This is a genomic window from Streptomyces sp. NPDC004752 (assembly GCF_053601275.1).
Genome location: NZ_JBSGBN010000173.1, coordinates 1 through 17,406 on the forward strand (window position 1 = coordinate 1; position 17,406 = coordinate 17,406).

At 71.9% G+C, this 17,406-nt stretch carries 18 protein-coding genes and 2 pseudogenes; 13 read left to right on the top strand and 7 right to left on the bottom strand.

Features of this window, described 5'->3' with window-relative positions:
- Positions 1 to 869: FUSC family protein (locus tag ACWEKM_RS41675; protein WP_451626513.1), on the top strand; the 869-nt coding region annotated here is incomplete at its 5' end.
- On the top strand, positions 866 to 1,432 hold the full coding sequence (locus tag ACWEKM_RS41680) for a MarR family winged helix-turn-helix transcriptional regulator (RefSeq protein ID WP_451626514.1): 567 nt from the start codon (positions 866 to 868) through the stop codon (positions 1,430 to 1,432). The genes ACWEKM_RS41675 and ACWEKM_RS41680, both read left to right, overlap by 4 nt.
- 7 nt (positions 1,433 to 1,439) lie before the next feature.
- On the opposite strand, the gene ACWEKM_RS41685 is transcribed toward ACWEKM_RS41680, so the two are convergent.
- Positions 1,440 to 1,847, bottom strand: coding sequence for a VOC family protein (locus tag ACWEKM_RS41685; protein WP_451626515.1), 408 nt, complete (start codon positions 1,845 to 1,847; stop codon positions 1,440 to 1,442).
- Between the two features lie 339 nt (positions 1,848 to 2,186).
- Between ACWEKM_RS41685 and ACWEKM_RS41690 the strand changes: the two genes are divergently transcribed.
- Positions 2,187 to 2,726 carry a GNAT family N-acetyltransferase gene (locus ACWEKM_RS41690; protein WP_451626516.1) on the top strand — a complete coding sequence of 180 codons (540 nt, stop codon included), beginning with the start codon at positions 2,187 to 2,189 and terminating at the stop codon, positions 2,724 to 2,726.
- A gap of 3 nt (positions 2,727 to 2,729) precedes the next feature.
- Here ACWEKM_RS41690 and ACWEKM_RS41695 read toward each other — a convergent pair whose 3' ends face one another.
- A complete protein-coding gene (locus ACWEKM_RS41695; RefSeq protein ID WP_451626517.1) occupies positions 2,730 to 3,413 on the bottom strand; it encodes a glycerophosphodiester phosphodiesterase in 684 nt (227 codons plus the stop codon).
- A gap of 461 nt (positions 3,414 to 3,874) precedes the next feature.
- On the opposite strand from ACWEKM_RS41695, the gene ACWEKM_RS41700 reads away from it, so the two are divergent.
- From ACWEKM_RS41700 to ACWEKM_RS41715, 4 genes and pseudogenes are all read left to right on the top strand, one after another.
- Complete coding sequence (locus tag ACWEKM_RS41700) at positions 3,875 to 5,272, top strand: DUF6421 family protein (RefSeq protein WP_451626518.1); 1,398 nt, start codon at positions 3,875 to 3,877, stop codon at positions 5,270 to 5,272.
- 47 nt (positions 5,273 to 5,319) lie between these two features.
- Complete coding sequence (locus ACWEKM_RS41705) at positions 5,320 to 6,072, top strand: SDR family NAD(P)-dependent oxidoreductase (RefSeq protein WP_451626519.1); 753 nt, start codon at positions 5,320 to 5,322, stop codon at positions 6,070 to 6,072.
- Positions 6,069 to 7,148 carry a threonine aldolase family protein gene (locus ACWEKM_RS41710; RefSeq protein ID WP_451626529.1) on the top strand — a complete coding sequence of 360 codons (1,080 nt, stop codon included), beginning with the start codon at positions 6,069 to 6,071 and terminating at the stop codon, positions 7,146 to 7,148. Before ACWEKM_RS41705 ends, ACWEKM_RS41710 begins: the two co-directional genes overlap by 4 nt.
- 219 nt (positions 7,149 to 7,367) lie before the next feature.
- A pseudogene (locus tag ACWEKM_RS41715) lies at positions 7,368 to 7,669 on the top strand (cytoplasmic protein); the annotation flags it as partial.
- Between the two features lie 97 nt (positions 7,670 to 7,766).
- Here ACWEKM_RS41715 and ACWEKM_RS41720 read toward each other — a convergent pair.
- On the bottom strand, positions 7,767 to 8,495 hold the full coding sequence (locus tag ACWEKM_RS41720; RefSeq protein WP_451626520.1) for a lysophospholipid acyltransferase family protein: 729 nt from the start codon (positions 8,493 to 8,495) through the stop codon (positions 7,767 to 7,769).
- Positions 8,496 to 8,670: 175 nt separating this feature from the next.
- On the bottom strand, positions 8,671 to 9,099 hold the full coding sequence (locus ACWEKM_RS41725) for a DUF4395 domain-containing protein (protein ID WP_451626521.1): 429 nt from the start codon (positions 9,097 to 9,099) through the stop codon (positions 8,671 to 8,673).
- A gap of 75 nt (positions 9,100 to 9,174) precedes the next feature.
- Between ACWEKM_RS41725 and ACWEKM_RS41730 the strand changes: the two genes are divergently transcribed.
- From ACWEKM_RS41730 to ACWEKM_RS41745, 4 genes are all read left to right on the top strand, one after another.
- On the top strand, positions 9,175 to 9,588 hold the full coding sequence (locus tag ACWEKM_RS41730) for a TlpA family protein disulfide reductase (RefSeq protein WP_451626530.1): 414 nt from the start codon (positions 9,175 to 9,177) through the stop codon (positions 9,586 to 9,588).
- A gap of 208 nt (positions 9,589 to 9,796) precedes the next feature.
- Entirely contained in the window at positions 9,797 to 10,306 is a 510-nt protein-coding gene (locus ACWEKM_RS41735; RefSeq protein WP_451626522.1) for a flavin reductase family protein, read from the top strand.
- Positions 10,307 to 10,629: 323 nt separating this feature from the next.
- Positions 10,630 to 11,418, top strand: a complete 789-nt coding sequence (locus ACWEKM_RS41740) for an electron transfer flavoprotein subunit beta/FixA family protein (protein ID WP_451626523.1) — start codon at positions 10,630 to 10,632, stop codon at positions 11,416 to 11,418.
- Between the two features lie 51 nt (positions 11,419 to 11,469).
- Positions 11,470 to 12,432: an electron transfer flavoprotein subunit alpha/FixB family protein gene (locus ACWEKM_RS41745; protein WP_451626524.1), complete on the top strand. Its 963-nt coding sequence runs from the start codon at positions 11,470 to 11,472 to the stop codon at positions 12,430 to 12,432.
- 73 nt (positions 12,433 to 12,505) lie between these two features.
- On the opposite strand, the gene ACWEKM_RS41750 is transcribed toward ACWEKM_RS41745, so the two are convergent.
- Positions 12,506 to 13,420 (bottom strand): endonuclease/exonuclease/phosphatase family protein, encoded by a 915-nt coding sequence (locus tag ACWEKM_RS41750; RefSeq protein WP_451626525.1) that lies wholly within the window; start codon positions 13,418 to 13,420, stop codon positions 12,506 to 12,508.
- A 193-nt stretch (positions 13,421 to 13,613) separates the two neighbouring features.
- On the opposite strand from ACWEKM_RS41750, the gene ACWEKM_RS41755 reads away from it, so the two are divergent.
- Complete coding sequence (locus tag ACWEKM_RS41755) at positions 13,614 to 14,927, top strand: DUF6986 family protein (RefSeq protein ID WP_451626526.1); 1,314 nt, start codon at positions 13,614 to 13,616, stop codon at positions 14,925 to 14,927.
- Here the strand turns inward: ACWEKM_RS41755 and ACWEKM_RS41760 are convergent.
- Together ACWEKM_RS41760 and ACWEKM_RS41765 are read right to left on the bottom strand one after the other, a co-directional pair.
- A pseudogene (locus ACWEKM_RS41760) lies at positions 14,908 to 15,742 on the bottom strand (hypothetical protein). The gene ACWEKM_RS41755 and the pseudogene ACWEKM_RS41760 sit on opposite strands and share 20 nt — an antisense overlap.
- Positions 15,743 to 15,748: 6 nt before the next feature.
- Positions 15,749 to 16,798, bottom strand: coding sequence for a LacI family DNA-binding transcriptional regulator (locus tag ACWEKM_RS41765; RefSeq protein WP_451626527.1), 1,050 nt, complete (start codon positions 16,796 to 16,798; stop codon positions 15,749 to 15,751).
- A gap of 211 nt (positions 16,799 to 17,009) precedes the next feature.
- On the opposite strand from ACWEKM_RS41765, the gene ACWEKM_RS41770 reads away from it, so the two are divergent.
- Positions 17,010 to 17,406: ROK family protein (locus tag ACWEKM_RS41770; RefSeq protein WP_451626528.1), on the top strand; the 397-nt coding region annotated here is incomplete at its 3' end.

The following is a 17,406-nucleotide window of genomic DNA, read 5'->3' on the forward strand; positions in this document are numbered from 1 at the left end:
GGGCCGCCGAGAGCGCCGCCCCGCGCCGTCCGCCGCGCCACGGGCTCGGCCCGATCGCTCCGCTCGCCCCGATCGCCGTGCGTACCGCCCTCGGCTGCGCCCTCGCCGGATACGCCTCCCTCGCCCTCGGTGTCGGCCGCCCCTACTGGGCCCTGGTCACCGCGGCCGCCCTCTACCAGGCCAATGTCACCCTCACCTGGCGGCGTGGCATCCAGCGCGTCGTAGGCAACCTCGTCGGCGTCCTGGTCTTCGCCGCGATCGTGCCCGTCGCCCATTTCCACCCGCTGGCCCTGGTGCTGTGCTGCCTCGCCTTCGCCTTCGGCGCCGAGGCCCTGATGGGCCGCAACTACTGGCTCGGCAGCGTCTGTGTCACCCCGATGGCGCTGCTAGTCACCGAGTTCGCCCGGACACAGGACTCCGCGGAGCTGATCACCGAACGGGTGCTGGACACCCTCGTCGGTGCCCTGCTCGGATTCGCGGCGGCCGTCGTCGTCACCAACCGCCGCGCCGGCGACCGTGTCGAGCCTGCGCTGGCCGCCGTCGAGCGGGCCCGGGAGCGCGCCGCGCGACTGCTCGCCGAGCCACGGCCCGCACCCCGCGAACTGGAGGCGGCCCGCCGCGCGCTCGCCGGTGCCCTGGCCGACCTGTGGGCCACGGTGGACGCCGCGTCCGGCGAGTGGTGGCAACGGGCCCTGCCCCAGGAGAGGGTCATGCGCGCCGAGCAGTGCGCACACCGTACGCTCGCCGCGACGGTAGGGCGCCAGGGGCGACACGCCGGAACGGGCCCGAACACCGAGCAGCCGGCCCGGCGGCCGGGGACGGTGCCGCCGACCCGGACCACAGCGACAACGGAGGACGTACGGCCATGACGGCGACCAACGCACGACCCGCGGCCGGGAACGACGCGGCGGGCGGGACGGACGCGGCGGGCGGCGACACCGTCGCCGCGGTCGTGCGGCAGTGGCGGACCGTCCACCCCGACCTGGACACCGGCCCCATGGAGGTGATCGGCCGCATCAACCGCTGTGCCGCCCTGCTCCAGCAGGCCGAGGACGCGCCGCTGCGCCGGGCCGGCCTCAGCCGCCCCGAGTTCGACCTGCTCGGCGCGCTGCGCCGCACCGGGCACGAGCTGACCCCGAGCGAGCTGGCCCGGGAGACCTACTCCTCGGGCGCCGCCGTCACCAAACGCCTCAAGCAGCTGACCGAACGCGGCCTGGTCGAGCGGCGCGGCGACACCCGGGACCGCCGCGTCGCCCACGTCCGCCTCACCGACGCCGGACGGGCCCTGGTCGACGGCATCCTGCCCGAGCAGCTCGCCTACGAGACGGCCGTCCTGTCCGTCCTCGCCCCCGAGCGCCAGGGCGAACTGGCCGGGCTGCTGGCCGAGTTGCTGAGCCGTCTGGAGGGCCGAGCGGGCGCCCTGCGCGCCTGACCCCCGGTCACGGCTGCGCGTCCCGGATCCCCGGCCGGTAGCGGAGGGGGTGGTCCGCCGGTACCTGGACCAGGACGATCCGGATGCCGTCCGGGTCGGTGATCCACGTCTCGATCAGGCCCCACGGCTCCCGCACCGGCGGGCGGACGACCTGTACGCCCCTCGCGCACAGTTCCGCGTGCGCCGCCGCCGCGTCGTCGACCTGGAGCCACAGCTGCAGCGCCGGGGATGGCGGGGTCTCGGACCGCCCGGAGACCTCCAGGAAGCCGCCGCCGAGGAAGTAGACCGTCCCGCGCTCCGGGCCCGTGCCGAACTCGCGGTAGACGGCGAGGCCGAGCTGCTCGCCGTAGAAGACCCGGGAACGCTCGGGATCGGTGGGCCGCAGAAGTGTCCGACTGCTGAGTACATGCACCATGCGCCCGCAGCTTAGGGCCTGTCGTCGCATTCCCGTGGTCGCCCGGAGGGCGGCCCTGCGGCGTCATGGGGGTACCTCCCGCGCGAGCGCAGCCGAGCGTGGGGGAGCGTGCTCTCGGTGTGCCGGGCGGAAGTGCTCGTACTGGACGTACTTGGGCTTTCGTCCGGTGCGGCGAGAGTGCGTGCCTGGGGGCACCTTCCAGCGGTAGCTGGGGGAGGGTCGCGGGGCTGGGGGCACCTCCCGGCCGAAGGCTGGGGGAGGGAATGTGGCGACAGGCCCTGGCGGCAGGGTTACCCTCGGCCGTGCCGAGCCGCACCCCGGATCGAAAGGCCCCTGCCCATGGACATCACCGCCACCGGACTCACCTTCCGTGACGCCACCGACGCCGACGTGGACATCCTGGTCGCGCTGATCGAATCGGCGTACCGCGGCGACGCCGGCCGGGCCGGGTGGACCACCGAGGCGGACATCCTGGAGGGGCAGCGCACCGACCCCGAGGGCGTGCTGGAGGTGATCAAGTCGCCCGGCAGCAGACTGCTGACGGTGTGGCGGGAGGACCGGGCGGTCGCCTGCTGCCAGCTCGAACACCGCGGCGACCACGCCTACTTCGGCATGTTCGCGGTCAGCCCCGGCCGACAGGGCGCGGGCCTCGGCAAGCTGGTCCTCGCGGAGGCGGAGCGACGGGCCCGCGAGACCTGGGCCGTCACCGAGATGCATATGACGGTGATCTCCGTGCGCGAGGACCTCATCGCCTGGTACGAGCGCCGCGGCTACCGCCGTACGGGACGGATGACGCCGTTCCCGTACGGCGACGAGCGCTTCGGCATCCCGCTCCGCGCCGACCTCCGGTTCGAGCTGCTGGTCAAGGAACTCGCCTGACCCTCACGCCGTGAACCGGCCGGTGCGCTTGATCTGTGGATAGTCGGTCGTCGCGGCGTCCAGCTCCAGGGCCCGCACCAGCCGCAGGTGCTCCTGCGTGTTCACCACCCAGCCGACGATTCTCAGGTCCGCCTTGCGGGCGTGCTCCACGACCTCCAGGGTCAGCCGCCGGATGTCGAGGCAGACGGTGGTGGCACGGGCCTCGACGGCGCGCTCCACGACGTCCGTGCCGTAGCGGCCGGCGATGAGCGCGGTGCGCACGCCCGGCACCAGCCGGGCGATCTCGGTGATCGCCTCGTCGTGGAACGAGGAGACCTCCACCCGGGAGACCAGGTCCCGCCGGAGCATCACCTCGGCCAGTGCGCGGGCCGCCGCCACGTCCTTGATCTCGGCCTGCAGGGGCGCCTGCACGGCGTCCAGGACCTCCTCGAACACCGGGACGCGCTCGCCGCGGCCCGCGTCGAGCGTGCGCAGCTCGGCGAGGGTCTTCTCGGCGATCGGGCCGGTGCCGTCGGTCGTGCGGTCCACCTCCGCGTCGTGCATGACGACGAGGGCACCGTCCTTGCTCAGGTGCAGATCGAGTTCGATGGCGTCGAGGCCGGCCTGCTGGGCGGCGACGAAGGAACGGAGGGTGTTCTCGGGCTCGACACCCATCACTCCGCGGTGACCGATGGTAAGGAGATTCAAGGTTCGACTCGCTTTCCGTCGACGGCGGCTCGGCACACGCGCGGACCGGACGGACGTCGTTGTCCACGCGGCGGAATCGCAGCCTAACCGCCGGGTCTGCCGTTGAACCCCTGCGTACACGGGGGATCGGGGTGACGGGCGGGGCGGTTCCCGGGCCGTACCCCCGGGTGGCCGTCACCCTGGCGTGGGCGAGTCCGCCATGGAGTTGACCGGCCGGATCCTTGCCCCGCGCATCCGCGTCCTTGTCCTGTGGATTCGCGACCCTGTCCTGTGGGTCCGCCCCGCCGACCGTGTGCCGGACCGCTGCACGGCGCGAAAGTGAGCGTCCTCGCGGTTTCTCGCAGTAAAAAAAACGGTGACCACGCGGTGCCGCAGGATAATTTCCTGAGACGCCCCTTGCTGGGAGAAACCCCGGATGCATACGGTGTCCTTACGCGAGGTTCTCCCGTGGAGGATGGGACATGACGGAAATTCTTGTGCAGGTGGATGCGGGAGACCAGGTTCCTCCGGCGGTCAGGGTGATCGAGCACCCGGCGTGGCCCGTACTCAAGGACGCCGTGGAACGGATTCGGCCCTGGCAGTCCAAGGACGGTTCGATCGACTTCGACGCGGAGGGCGCCCCGGGCCGGGCGGACGCCGAAGAGGCCGTGCGCCGCGTCGTCGGCGCCGTCGAGCGGTTGTCCCCGCTGCTGCCGCACGACGCCGCCTACCACCAGGCGCTCGTCCAGGACCTGCGCCGCTGGGCCGACGACGGCTTCCGGGTGCCCGACTTCCTCGACTCGCTGCTGGTCTTCCAGCCCGCCGCGCAGCGCGCCGACGGCCTCCAGCACCTGGTCGTCTTCCCGATGTACACGCAGAACGGCAACCCGGACCGCAACCTGGAGGCGGTCGTGCTGCGCATGGTCTGGCCCGACTGGCTGGCCGAACTGGAGCGCACCCGCTACGACAACCCGCTGTTCTGCGGCATCACCTTCGAGGACTTCACGGCGGGCTACGACACCAACTCGGCCGTCCTCTTCCCCGAGACCATCGCCGTGCGCGAGGCACCGGAACGGTTCTCCTGGGGTGGCATCTTCTGCGACCGCGAGGCCGCCCGCTTCCGCCGTGTGACCGCCGCGGCCGTCGACCTGCTCGGCCTTCAGCTGCCCGAGGACGTCGCCGCGCTGGTGCACGACCAGAAGCGCTGCGAGGAAGCCTTCGTACTGTGGGACATGGTGCACGACCGCACCCACAGCCACGGCGACCTGCCGTTCGACCCGTTCATGATCAAGCAGCGGCAGCCGTTCTGGATGTACGGCCTCGAAGAGCTGCGCTGCGACCTCACCGCCTTCAAGGAGGCCGTGGAGCTCCAGGCCGACGGCGTTCCGCAGGCCCGGGACGTGCAGTACGCGGTGCTCTTCGACCGTATGTTCCGCTTTCCGGTCACCGGCGAGCGCGTACGCAACTACGACGGCCTCGGCGGCCAGCTCCTCTTCGCCTATCTGCACCGCCACGACGTCGTCCGCTGGACCGACAACAAGCTCTCCATCGACTGGGAGCGCGCCCCGCGGATCACCAACCAGCTGTGCGCCGAGATCGAGAAGCTCTACCGCGACGGCATCGACCGCCCCAAGCTGGTCCACTGGTTCGCGGGCTACGAACTCGTCTCCGCCTACCTCGCCCCGCACCCGGGCTCCAAGTGGGCCAAGGGCCCGGACGCCCTCGACCTGACCCTGCCGCCGCGCAAACTCGTGGATGACGTGCTTCCGGACGAGTTTCCGCTGAGCATGTTCTATGAGGCGTTGTCCAAGAAGCTGAAGAATGTGATCGCCTCCACCCGGGGCATCACCGCGGACGGCACCGAGCGGGTCGCCGCGTGAGCGACACAGTGGACGCTCGGCAGGCTCAGCAGGCTCAGGAGGCGAAGATGGGGAACGGGAACGGGGCACTGAGCGGTGCGGTCATCGCGGTGGCGGGCGCGGGCGGACCCGCCGGCCGGGCGACGCTGCGCAGGCTCGCCGAGGCGGGGGCGACGGTCGTCGGGGCGGACAACGACCCGGAGCGGCTCTCCGAGGCCGTGGACGCGGCCCGCTACGCCTCCGGCGGCGCCACCGTCACCGGGGACACCGTGGACCTGCTCGATCTGCAGTCCACCCGCGACTGGGCCACCCACATCGAGAAGGACTTCGGCCGGGTCGACGGACTGGTGCACCTCGTCGGCGGCTGGCGCGGCAGCGAGACCTTCACCAAGACCAGCCTCGACGACTGGGACTTCCTCGAACTGCTGCTCATCCGCACCGTGCAGCACACCTCCCTCGCCTTCCACGAGGCGCTCCAGCGCAGCGAGCGCGGCCGGTACGTGCTGATCAGCGCCGCCGGTGCCAGCAGGCCCACCGCGGGCAACGCGGCCTACGCCGCCGCCAAGGCCGCCGCCGAGGCATGGACCCTGGCCATGGCCGACTACTTCCGCAAGGCCGGGGGCGCCGAGGGGCCGACGTCGGCCGCTGTCATCCTGGTGGTGAAGGCGCTGGTGCACGAGGCGATGCGCGCCGAACGCCCCAACGCGAAGTTCGCGGGCTTCACGGACGTCGATGACCTGGCCGAGGCCATCGCCGGGAGCTGGAGCAGGCCCGCCGCCGAAGTGAACGGACACCGTCTGTGGCTGACCGAGAAGCCGTGAACCCGCCCAGGACCGATGCCCGTCGCCATCACGACCCGCAGGTCCGCGGTTTCGCCAGTGACAACTACGCCGGGGCGCACCCCGAGGTGCTCGCGGCCCTGACGCTGGCCAACGGCGGCCATCAGGTCGCTTATGGCGAGGACGCCTACACCGAGAACCTCCAGCGGATCGTCCGCAGCCACTTCGGGCCCACGGCGGAGGCATTCCCGGTCTTCAACGGCACCGGCGCGAACGTCGTCGCGCTCCAGGCGGTCACCGACCGCTGGGGCGCGGTGATCTGCGCCGAGAGCGCGCACATCAACGTCGACGAGGGCGGCGCCCCCGAGCGGATGGCCGGACTCAAGCTGCTCACCGTGCCCACGCCGGACGGCAAGCTCACGCCGGAGCTGATCGACCGGCAGGCGTATGGCTGGGACGACGAGCACCGGGCGATGCCGCAGGCCGTCTCGATCACCCAGAGCACGGAACTGGGCACCGTCTACACCCCCGGCGAGGTCCGCGCGATCTGCGAGCACGCCCACGCGCACGGCATGACGGTGCACCTGGACGGGTCCCGGCTGGCCAACGCGGCGGCGTCCCTGGACGTGCCCATGCGGGCCCTGACCAATGCCGCCGGTGTCGACATCCTCTCCCTGGGCGGGACGAAGAACGGTGCCGTGTTCGGCGAGGCGGTCGTCGTCATCAACCAGGACGCCGTGCGCCACATGAAGCACATACGCAAGATGTCCATGCAGCTCGCCTCCAAGATGCGGTTCGTCTCGGTGCAGTTGGAGGCGCTGCTCGCCAAGGACTTGTGGCTGCGCAACGCGCGGCACGCCAACGAGATGGCGCAGCGGCTCGCCGCGGGCGTGCGCGCCGTGCACGGGGTGGAGATCTGTCATCCGGTGCAGGCCAACGGTGTCTTCGCCAGGCTGCCGCACGAGGTGGGGGAGCGGCTGCAGAAGCGGTTCCGGTTCTATTTCTGGGACGAGGCGGCCGGTGTCGTGCGCTGGATGTGCGCCTTCGACACCACCGAGGAGGACGTGGACGCGTTCGTGGCAGCGCTCAAGGAGGAGATGGCCCATACGCATCAGTAGGCCGAGGTGATGCCCGGGGACGCGGTCGGATACATGGGGCAGCCGCCCGGTCCGGCCGCGGACGTCCCGCACTCCCATGCCTGTGCCCGAGCCGCATTCGCGTTCGTGCGTGACCCTTTTCCGCACTCCCGGGACATGGGATTCCCAGGACGCGGGCGATCCGCGGGTGGGACTGTCCGGTGCTGTATGCCGAAACCTCACCCGGCCGTCCTGCGCGCCGCAAGCGACAACGAGGGGTTCGTGACCGTCGTCGGGGGCAAGCGGTGGTCGAACACCCGGACGTGGGCGAGGTGGTGTGGGACGGCGACGCGGGTGTGACCTACCGCGGCTGGACCTGGCGCCGGAGACCGCGCACCCGGCTCACCGAGCAGACGGCCTTCGGTGTCTTCCTACGGGAGGAACTTGCCCCGATGCCGGTCGCCGAGACCGAGCGGGCCGCCGCCGAACCCGCGGGACTCCCGGAACTCCCGGAATTCTCCGAGAAGTTCAGCCCCGGCGCCCGGTTCACGTCTGGCGCCCCGGCACGTCAGGGGCTACGGCGGTCGCCGGGAGCGCCGGGCGGATCTGCCGGCACACGGCGGGCGTCCAGCCCGCGGCGGGCGGCGCCACGGGCCGGAGTCAGCGGGCCTCGGCGGCGCGCAACTCCTCCTGCGTCGGGGCCGTGCCACCCAGATGGGCCGGCAGCCACCAGTTGTCCTCGGTGCCCTTCGGGCGTCCCGGGTAGGCGCGCTGGGCGGCCTCCAGCAGATCCTGGACCCGCTCGCGCAGCCGACGGGTGATGGCGCCCGCGTACTGATCGCGGGGCGCCTCGACCTTCTCGCCGACCCGGACGGTGACCGGGAGGTGGCTACGCCTGAAGTTGCGCGGATGGCCCTTGGTCCACAGCCGCTGTGTGCCCCACACGGCCATCGGGACCAGCGGGACGCCCGCCTCCTGGGCGAGTCGCGCGGCGCCCGACTTGAAGCTCTTCAGCGTGAAGGACTGCGAGATGGTGGCCTCCGGGAACAGCCCGACGACCTCGCCGGACCGGAGGGAGTCCAGCGCGTGCGAGTACGCCGCGTCGCCCTGCCCGCGGTCCACCGGGATGTGCTTCATCCCGCGCATCAGCGGACCGGAGACCTTGTGACGGAAGACCGACTCCTTCGCCATGAAGCGCACGAGCCGCTTCTGCGGCAGGGCCGCCAGCCCGTTGAAGACGAAGTCCAGATAGCTGATGTGATTGCTCACCAGCACGGCGCCGCCCGAGCGCGGGATGTTCTCCGAACCCTTGCAGTCGATCTTGAGGTCCCAGACCTTGAACAGCGTCACGGCGAAACCGATGACGGGACGGTAGACCAGCTCTGCCATGGGCGGGACGGACCCTTCCTGCTCTGCCAGGGAAGGCGCTCCCGGCGGACAAGTTACGCAGCCGTAGGTTTACGGCGTCTCGCAGATCGTGCCCGAAGAACGGACGGGGAGCCAGCCCCGGTGCCCCGGCGCGGCGAGATTCTCGTCACGTCGGCGGAGCGGTCACCTCGGCCCTTCACTCCCCCTGCGCTCCGCGCGTTGCCCCGGCCCGCCGCAGCAGCAGGAACAGCTCGCACCCCAGGCAGTAGCCGAACGCCGCGTTCAGGAAGGCGGCGGCGAGCGCCGCGCCGGTGGCCGTGAGCCCCAGCCAGCCCGGGCCCAGCGCGTAGCCGACGAGCCCCAGCCCGGCGAAGACGAGCCCCACCGCCTGCGCGAACCGCGGCGGTTCGGGCGCCTCGAACGCGGTCGGCGGCCCGATCCTCGGGCGAACGGCCCGGCGGAACAGCCACCCGTACGGGGACCGGCCCGCCCCGCCCGCCGCGCCCAGCGCGAACGCCAGCGCCTGCCAGGCCAGCAGCCAGGTGCTCCCGGTGATCAGCGCCACGGCCAGCACGACCGTCGTCACGGCCGCCCCGAACCTCGGTCCCCTCACATCGATATCCATGGATCAAGCATTCCGCGGCGGAAACAGGTGTGGGAGGCGGGAATCTTTGCAGTCTCGTGAACGCTCCTCACGGTGATGACCGGACTGGTGGTGTGCGTGGCGGTGCTCGCGGCGGCGAGCCTGTACGGAGTGCTGCACAAGCGGCGGAGCGGGAGGGTGCGGGTGCGCGGACGGGACGAGGGGAAGCGGCTCGGGGCGGCCGAACTGGGCGGCGAACTCGGGGAACGGGCCACGCTCGTGCAGTTCTCCAGCGCCTTCTGCGCGCCCTGCCGGGCGACCCGGCGCGTCCTCGGCGAGGTGGCCGACGTGGTTCCCGGCGTCACACACCTGGAGATCGACGCCGAGTCCCGCCTGGATCTCGTACGGGAACTCGGCATCCTCAAGACCCCCACCGTGCTCGTCCTCGACGCGGACGGGCGGGTGGTGCGGCGGGCCGCCGGACAGCCGCGCAAGGCCGATGTCATCGCGGCGCTGGGGGAGGCAGTGTGACGGCGCTGCCGGTGACGGTGAGACATCTCCCATATGTTGGGACGTTCTTGACCGCGCGTGCCAACCCTCGTCAGTCTGACCTTATGGGCATGGAACTCCTTCTCTTCGGGCGCGCGCACGTCGACCTGGCGCGCACCGCGAGCGCGTGCTGTCCGGGCTGTTGAGCAGCCACCGACCCGCACGTCGCCTCCCCGAGAAGGACAACCCCATGACGGCCACGCCCGACCTCGACACTCCCCGGCTCGCCTCCCCCGACCTGCTGCGCTCCGCCTTTAGACGGCACGCAGCGGGGGTCGCGGTGATCACCGCCCGCGGTGCCCTCGGGCCGGTCGGCTTCACCGCCACCTCCCTCACCTCCGTATCGGCCGAGCCCCCGCTGCTCTCCTTCGGTATCGGCACCGGTGCGTCCAGCTGGCCCGCGATATCCGAGACCGATCACGTCGGCGTCCACATACTCGGCGAGCACCAGCACGAGTTGGCCGCGACCTTCGCCCGCAGCGGCGCCGACCGGTTCGGCCCGCCCACCGACTGGCGCGACGGCCCGCGGGGTGTGCCGGTGCTCGGTGGAGTGCTCGCCTGGCTCGTCTGCCGCGTGGTGGGGCGGGTGCCCGCCGGCGATCACCGCATCGTGCTCGCCGAGGTCGAACTCGGCGACGTCGGCGGGTCCGGCCGCCCCCTCCTGTACCACCAGGGCGGGTTCAACGCGCTCAGGGACTGAGCGCGCTCCGCCCCTCCTGCGAAAGCCCCTCCGGCGAAAGCCCCTCCGGCGAAAGCCCCTCCGGCGAAAGCCCCTCCGGCGAAAGCCACTCCTGCGAAAGCCACTCCTGCGAAAGCCACTCCTGCGAAGCGGTCGGCTTCCGGTTACGCTGCGTTGCAAAGGTCACAGTTCAAAGCGCTTGCTCAGTGGGAACAGACTGAGTGTACTGACGAGTAATGTTCGGTTCGGAGCGCGCGGACGCCCCGACCTGGAACGGCCGCTTCAGGCGCCTATGCTGCCTGCAAGAGGCAGCCCAGAACAGACGATGCAGTAGGAGAGCCGGCGTGAGCTTGAGGATCGTTGTCACCGTGAAGTACGTGCCCGATGCCACGGGCGACCGGCATTTCGCCGATGACCTGACCGTCGACCGTGACGACGTGGACGGCCTGCTCTCCGAGCTGGACGAGTATGCGGTCGAGCAGGCGCTGCGGATCTCCGAGAACTCCGACGACGACGCCGAGGTCACCGTGTTGACGGTGGGTCCCGAGGACGCGAAGGACGCGCTGCGCAAGGCCCTGTCGATGGGCGCGGACAAGGCGATCCACGTCGAGGACGACGACCTGCACGGCACCGACGCCATCGGTACCTCCCTGGTGCTGGCCAAGGCGATCGAGAAGGCGGGCTACGACCTGGTGATCTCGGGCATGGCCTCCACCGACGGCACGGGCGGCATCGTCCCGGCCCTGCTCGCCGAGCGTCTGGGTGTCCCGCAGGTCACCCTGCTGTCAGAGGTCTCGGTCGAGGGCGGCACGGTCAAGGGACGCCGGGACGGCGACGCCGCCGCGGAGCAGCTGGAGGCGCGGCTTCCGGCGGTCGTGTCGGTCACCGACCAGTCGGGTGAGGCCCGTTACCCCTCCTTCAAGGGGATCATGGCGGCGAAGAAGAAGCCGGTCGAGTCCTGGGACCTGTCCGACCTGGAGATCGAGGCCGGGGAGGTCGGTCTGGAAGGTGCCTGGACGAAGGTCGACTCCGTGACCGAGCGCCCGGCCCGCACCGCGGGCACGATCGTCAAGGACGAGGGCGAGGGCGGCAGGCAGCTCGCCGAGTTCCTCGCGGGCCAGAAGTTCATCTGAGCCCGCATCCGCCGACCGTCCCTCAACTTCCGTACGCAGGAGAGCAATCCCATGGCTGAAGTCCTCGTCTACGTCGACCACGTGGACGGTGCCGTCCGCAAGCCCACCCTGGAGCTGCTGACCCTGGCCCGCCGCATCGGCGAGCCGGTCGCGGTCGCGCTCGGCGCGGGTGCCGCCGACACCGCCGCCACGCTCGCCGGGCACGGCGCGGCGCGGGTCCTCACGCATGAGGCGTCCGAGTACGCCGACTATCTGGTGGTGCCGAAGGTGGACGCCCTGCAGGCCGCCTGTGCGGCGGTGTCGCCGGCCGCCGTGCTCGTCCCCTCCTCGGCCGAGGGCAAGGAGATCGCCGCGCGCCTCGCGCTGCGCATCGGTTCGGGCATCGTCACCGACGCCGTCGACCTGGAGGCGGGGGAGGAGGGTCCGGTGGCCACCCAGTCGGTGTTCGCCGCGTCCTTCACCGCCAAGTCCCGTGTTTCCAGGGGCATCCCGGTCATCACGGTCAAGCCCAACAGCGCGGCCGTCGAGGCCGCTGCGGCCGCGGGTGCGGTCGAGCCGCTGGAGGTGTCCTTCTCGCAGCAGGCGACCGGCACGAAGGTCGTCGGGCGTACGCCGCGTGAGTCGACCGGGCGTCCGGAGCTGACCGAGGCCGCGATCGTGGTCTCCGGCGGTCGTGGTGTGGGCGGCGCGGAGAACTTCGCGGTCGTCGAGGCGCTGGCGGACTCGCTGGGCGCGGCGGTGGGCGCCTCGCGTGCCGCGGTGGACGCGGGCTGGTACCCGCACACTCATCAGGTCGGGCAGACGGGCAAGTCGGTCTCCCCGCAGTTGTACATCGCGTCGGGCATCTCGGGTGCGATCCAGCACCGGGCGGGGATGCAGACCTCGAAGACGATCGTGGCGATCAACAAGGACCCGGAGGCCCCGATCTTCGACCTGGTCGACTACGGCGTCGTCGGCGACCTCTTCGACGTCGTCCCGCAGCTCACCGAGGAGATCAAGGCCCGCAAGGGCTGATCCCGCCGGGCGGTACGAGGCCCCCGCGACCGCGCGCCGGCGGTCGCGGGGGCCTCGGTTCGTCCCCGGGTCGTCAACCCAGGGACAGGGACGCCTGCACCGGCAGATGGTCGCTCGGGAACCGGCCGTCCGCCGAGAAGGTGTTGATCGAGGCCCGCCGTGTGGTGACCTGCGGCGTGGCCAGGATCCAGTCGATGCGGTCGCCGTCCGGTGTCAGTGGCCCGAAGCCGTGGAAGGTGGCGTACTGCGGGCCGCGCTCGCCCGCCGTGTCCCAGGTGTCCACCAGGCCCGCGCCCAGCAGCGTGTCGTAGACCGGGTTCTTGTGGGCGGCGACGTTGAAGTCGCCCGTCACCACGAGCGGCAGCGCGCGGTCGAGCCCGTGGATGCGCTCGCCGATCAGGGCGGCGGACCGCTCGCGCGCGTACTGGCTCGCGTGGTCGAAGTGCGTGTTGAGGACGTGGAACTCCCGGCCTCCGGAGCGCCGGTCCCGGAAGCGGACCCAGGTGACCATCCGGGCGAAGGCCGCCCCCCAGGTGCTCGAGCCGATCACGTCCGGGGTGTCGGAGAGCCAGAAGTGGTCGTATTCGACGGGGGTGAGGCGCTGGGTGTCGTAGAAGACCGCCATGAACTCGTCGCGGCTGCCGTGCAGGCGGCCGGTGCCGATCCAGTCGTAGCGCGGCCCGAGATCGGAGCCGATGTCCAGGAGTTGCGGGAAGAGGCCCTCCTGGGTGCCGATGACATGCGGGGCCGCGCGGCGCAGCAGGGCGCGCATCACCGGCCTGCGGGCGGCCCAGCTGTTCGGCTCGGCCGTGCTCGCGTAGCGCAGGTTGAAGGACATGACCTCCAGTCGGCGGCCCGGGTCCGGCTCCGCCGAAAAGGCCGGGGCGGCCGGAGTGGACAGTGCTGTACTGGAGAGGGGCACGGTGACGGCCGCGGACAGGGCGGTCTTGAAGCCCAGACGGCGGGTGACTCGGCTGTGGTGCGGCACAGGGGCTCCTTCGGTGGGAACGGCCGGACGAGTCGGTGGGTACGGAGGTGTGACACCGCCCTATGGGGTGGGCGTGAACATGGCGACATGGCCGAATGGCCGCCCGCGGACATGGTGTTGACCATACGGAAGGCCCCGGATAACTTCATTCAACGGATTGTTGATTCCATACAGCGGAAACGGAGGGTGTGGGATGGGCCAGGGGCGGCAGGAGAAGGTGGCGACGAGCCTCGCGGGTACCGTCAATGAGGAGATCGACGCCTTTCTCGCCCCGGTCGACGCCGAACTGCGGCGCCGCTATCCGGGAGACCCCGGCACCCGCCGGCCCGTCCACACGGTGTACGTCCCCGGCGACGTGTTCGCCGCCGACACCATCCGCTCCTGGGGCGAGCGGGCCCTCGCGGCGCTCGACGCACACGCCCCCGACGCGGCCTCCTTCGCCGCCGTCCTCGGCCTCGACGACCGACTCGCCGGCCCCGTCCACGACCGGGTGCGCGCCAAACTGGAACGCGAGCCCGTCGAGGACCTTCGGGTCGACTTCGAGGACGGTTACGGACCCCGCCCGGACGCCGAGGAGGACGCTGCGGCCGCCCGCGCGGCCCGGCTGATCGCCGGGGCGTACGCGAACGGCACGGCGGCACCGTACATGGGCATCCGCATGAAGTGCCTGGAAGCAGCGGTGCGCCGGCGGGGCATCCGCACCCTCGACATCTTCCTGACCGGCCTCATGGCGGCCGGGGGCCTGCCGGACGGACTGGTCCTCACGCTGCCCAAGGTGACGTACGCCGAGCAGGTCACCGCCATGGTGCGGCTGCTGGAGTCCTTCGAGAAGGCGTGGGGGCTGGAGCCCGGCCGGCTCGGCTTCGAGATCCAGATCGAGACCAGCCAGTCCATCCTCGCCGCAGACGGCACCGCGACGGTCGCCCGGATGATCCGGGCCGCCGAGGGCCGCGCCACCGGACTGCACTACGGCACCTTCGACTACAGCGCCTGTCTCGGCGTCTCCGCCGCCCACCAGACCAGCGACCATCCCGCCGCCGACCACGCCAAGGCGGTCATGCAGGTCGCCGCGGCGGGCACGGGCGTCCGCGTGTCGGACGGCTCCACCAATGTGCTGCCGGTCGGCCCGGCCGAGCAGGTCCACGCCGCCTGGCGGCTGCACTACGGCCTCACCCGGCGCGCCCTGGCCCGTGCCTACTACCAGGGCTGGGACATGCACCCCGGCCACCTCCCCACCCGCTACGCCGCCGTGTTCGCCTTCTACCGCGAGGGCTTCGCGCAGGCGGCGGCCCGGCTGGCCAGGTACGCCGACCGGGCGGGCGGCGACCCCGGCGATGTCATGGACGAGCCCGCCACCGCCAAGGCGCTCGGCGGATACCTGCTGCGCGGCCTGGACTGCGGTGCCCTCGACCTCGACGAGGTGCACCGGCTCACCGGTCTGACCCGGCCGGACCTGGCGCGCTACGCCGCGCCGGGCCGCGCCGACCTCACCGTCTCGGCCACGTAGCGGGACCATCGGGGCGCCGCGGCGAGGGCGGCGACGCCGGCGGTGGGCCGGCCTCTGGGCTCCCGGCCCGTCGGCCGTCGACGTACCGCTCCAGACCGGACACCGTCACCCAGCCGTGTTCCGCGAACAGTTCCGTGCCGCGCTCGCACAGGGCGGCATCGGAGCGGGCCCGCGCGCAGAACTCCTCGGGGGTGCGGCCGAACAGCTCCCGCAGCCCCGCCGACTCCCGCAGCAGTCGGGCGAGCAGCGGTCGCTGGCCCAGATGGTGCCGGGGCGCGCCGTCGCCGTCACGGAGGACGCCGTGCCGGTTGACGTACAGATGCGCGCCCGACAGGGCCGTGCCGTCCGCCAGTTCGATCCGCACGTCCGGCCTGGGCAGCCAGGCCCGGTCGTACTTCCCGGTGGGCAGCCACGCGCCCTCGCCGGCGTCGACCACCGCGAGCTGCCGCGCGTCCAGCCAGGTCACGAACAGCTCCCGCACCGACCCGGGGGCGTGGAACGGGGACGCGGAGACATACCCCATGTGGCTGACGTGCGCGGAGACGCCGACCCCCCAGCCCTGTCACTCGCGCTTTGACCATGGGGATGCCGGAGGCGAGCGAGAACTCCGCCATCTTGTGCCGCAGTTGGCCGGGGCAGGCGTTGGAGCCGACCGCGAGGACCGGTGTCCGCTCCGGGTACACCAGGCGGTCCACCGGCAGCATCCGGTCCCCGTGCAGCAGCCCGGAGTCCGCGGGCCAGGCGCCCGGATAGCTCAGGGGACGCTCGCGCGGCGCCCGGTCCAGGCCCAGTTCCTCCAGCGTGCGCCCGCTCATCGGCGCTCAGCCGGACGGCGGCAGTTCGCCCGAGCCGCGGGTGATCAGCCGGGTCGGCAGCTCGATGCGCTCCGGGGTGACGAGGCCGCCGTCCAGCTGTCGGAAGAGACGCTCGGCGGCGGTCCGGCCGAGGGCCGCCGCGTCCTGGGCGACGACGGTGACACCCGGCCGGAGCAGATCGGCGAGTTCGATGTCGTCGAAACCGACCAGGGCGACGGGCCTGGGGTGCTCCACCAGCACCCGGATCACGGTCACCGTCACCCGGTTGTTGCCCGCGAAGACCGCGGTGACCGGGGAGGCCGCGGCGAGCATCTCCCCGGCCGCCCGGCGCACCCGCTCCGGGTCGGTCGCCCCCAGCGACATCCAGCCGTCCTCGACGGGTATCCCGGCGTCCGCCATGGCCGCCCGGTAGCCGCGCAGCCGCTCGGCCGCGGTGTGGATGCGGGGCATGTCGCCGATGAATCCGATCCGGCGGTGGCCGTGGGCGATCAGATGGGCCACACCGTCACGGGCGCCGCCGAAGTTGTCGGACAGGACGACATCGGCGTCGATCTTCCCGGCCGGGCGGTCCACGAACACGGTCGCGACGCCCGCCCTGATCTCCGGTTCCAGATAGCGATGGTCGTCCCCGGCGGGAATGATCACCAACCCGTCCACCCGCCGTGCGCACAGGGCCAGCGCCAGTTCCTGCTCGCGGTCCGGGTCCTCCGCGCTGGAGCCGTTGATCAACAGGGCGCCGTGGGCGCGGGCCACTTCCTCGACGGCGCGGCTGAGCGGACCGTAGAACGGGTCGGCGAGGTCCTCCAGGACCAGGCCGACGCTCGCGGTCCGGCCCTTGCGCAGCACTCGCGCGCTGTCGTTGCGGCGGAAGCCGAGCGCGTCGATGGCCTCCTGGACGCGGCGCTCGGTGTCCGGGGTGACGCCGGGCTCGCCGTTGACCACGCGGGAGACCGTCTTGAGTCCGACACCGGCGCGGGCCGCGACGTCCTTCATCGTCGGACGGTTGCCGTAGCGGGGTCCGGAGAGTCTGTCGGCGCGGTGGGTGGTCTCTGGCACGTTACGGCGTCCTGTCCTGTCGTCCACGGGGGTGCGTAGGTCCATGGGTTCGAATGAGGAGGTGGCGTCGAGCATAGAGCCTGGAGCCTGGACAACGTTGTCAGATGCGGGTGACACTGTCCACCGCACGAACCGGCCCGCGCCCCCACCGCGCGACCGGGCCATGCTGTGCTCCAGGTTTTCTCATGGTGGACGGGGAGATTCGACTCTGATGCATACCGACCTTGTGGCTGCGCTCGACATCGGCGGCACCAAGATCGCCGGCGCGCTGGTGGACGGCCACGGACGGATCCACGTCCGCGCCCAGCGCCCGACACCCGCTCAGCAGGACGGTGAGACCGTCATGCGGGCCGTGGCGGAGGTGCTCGGCGAACTCGCCACATCTGCGCTGTGGGGACGTGCGCGCTCCGTCGGCATCGGCAGCGCCGGCCCGGTGGACGCCTCCGCGGGCACCGTGAGCCCGGTGAACGTGCCGGGCTGGCGCGGCTTCCCGCTGGTCGAGCGGGTGCGGGCGGCGACCGGTGTGCTCTCGCTGCTCACCACGCTGCTGTCGGACTCCGCGTTCGGCAGCTGGGGCTGGCGCATCCCGTTCCTGCTCTCGGGCGTGC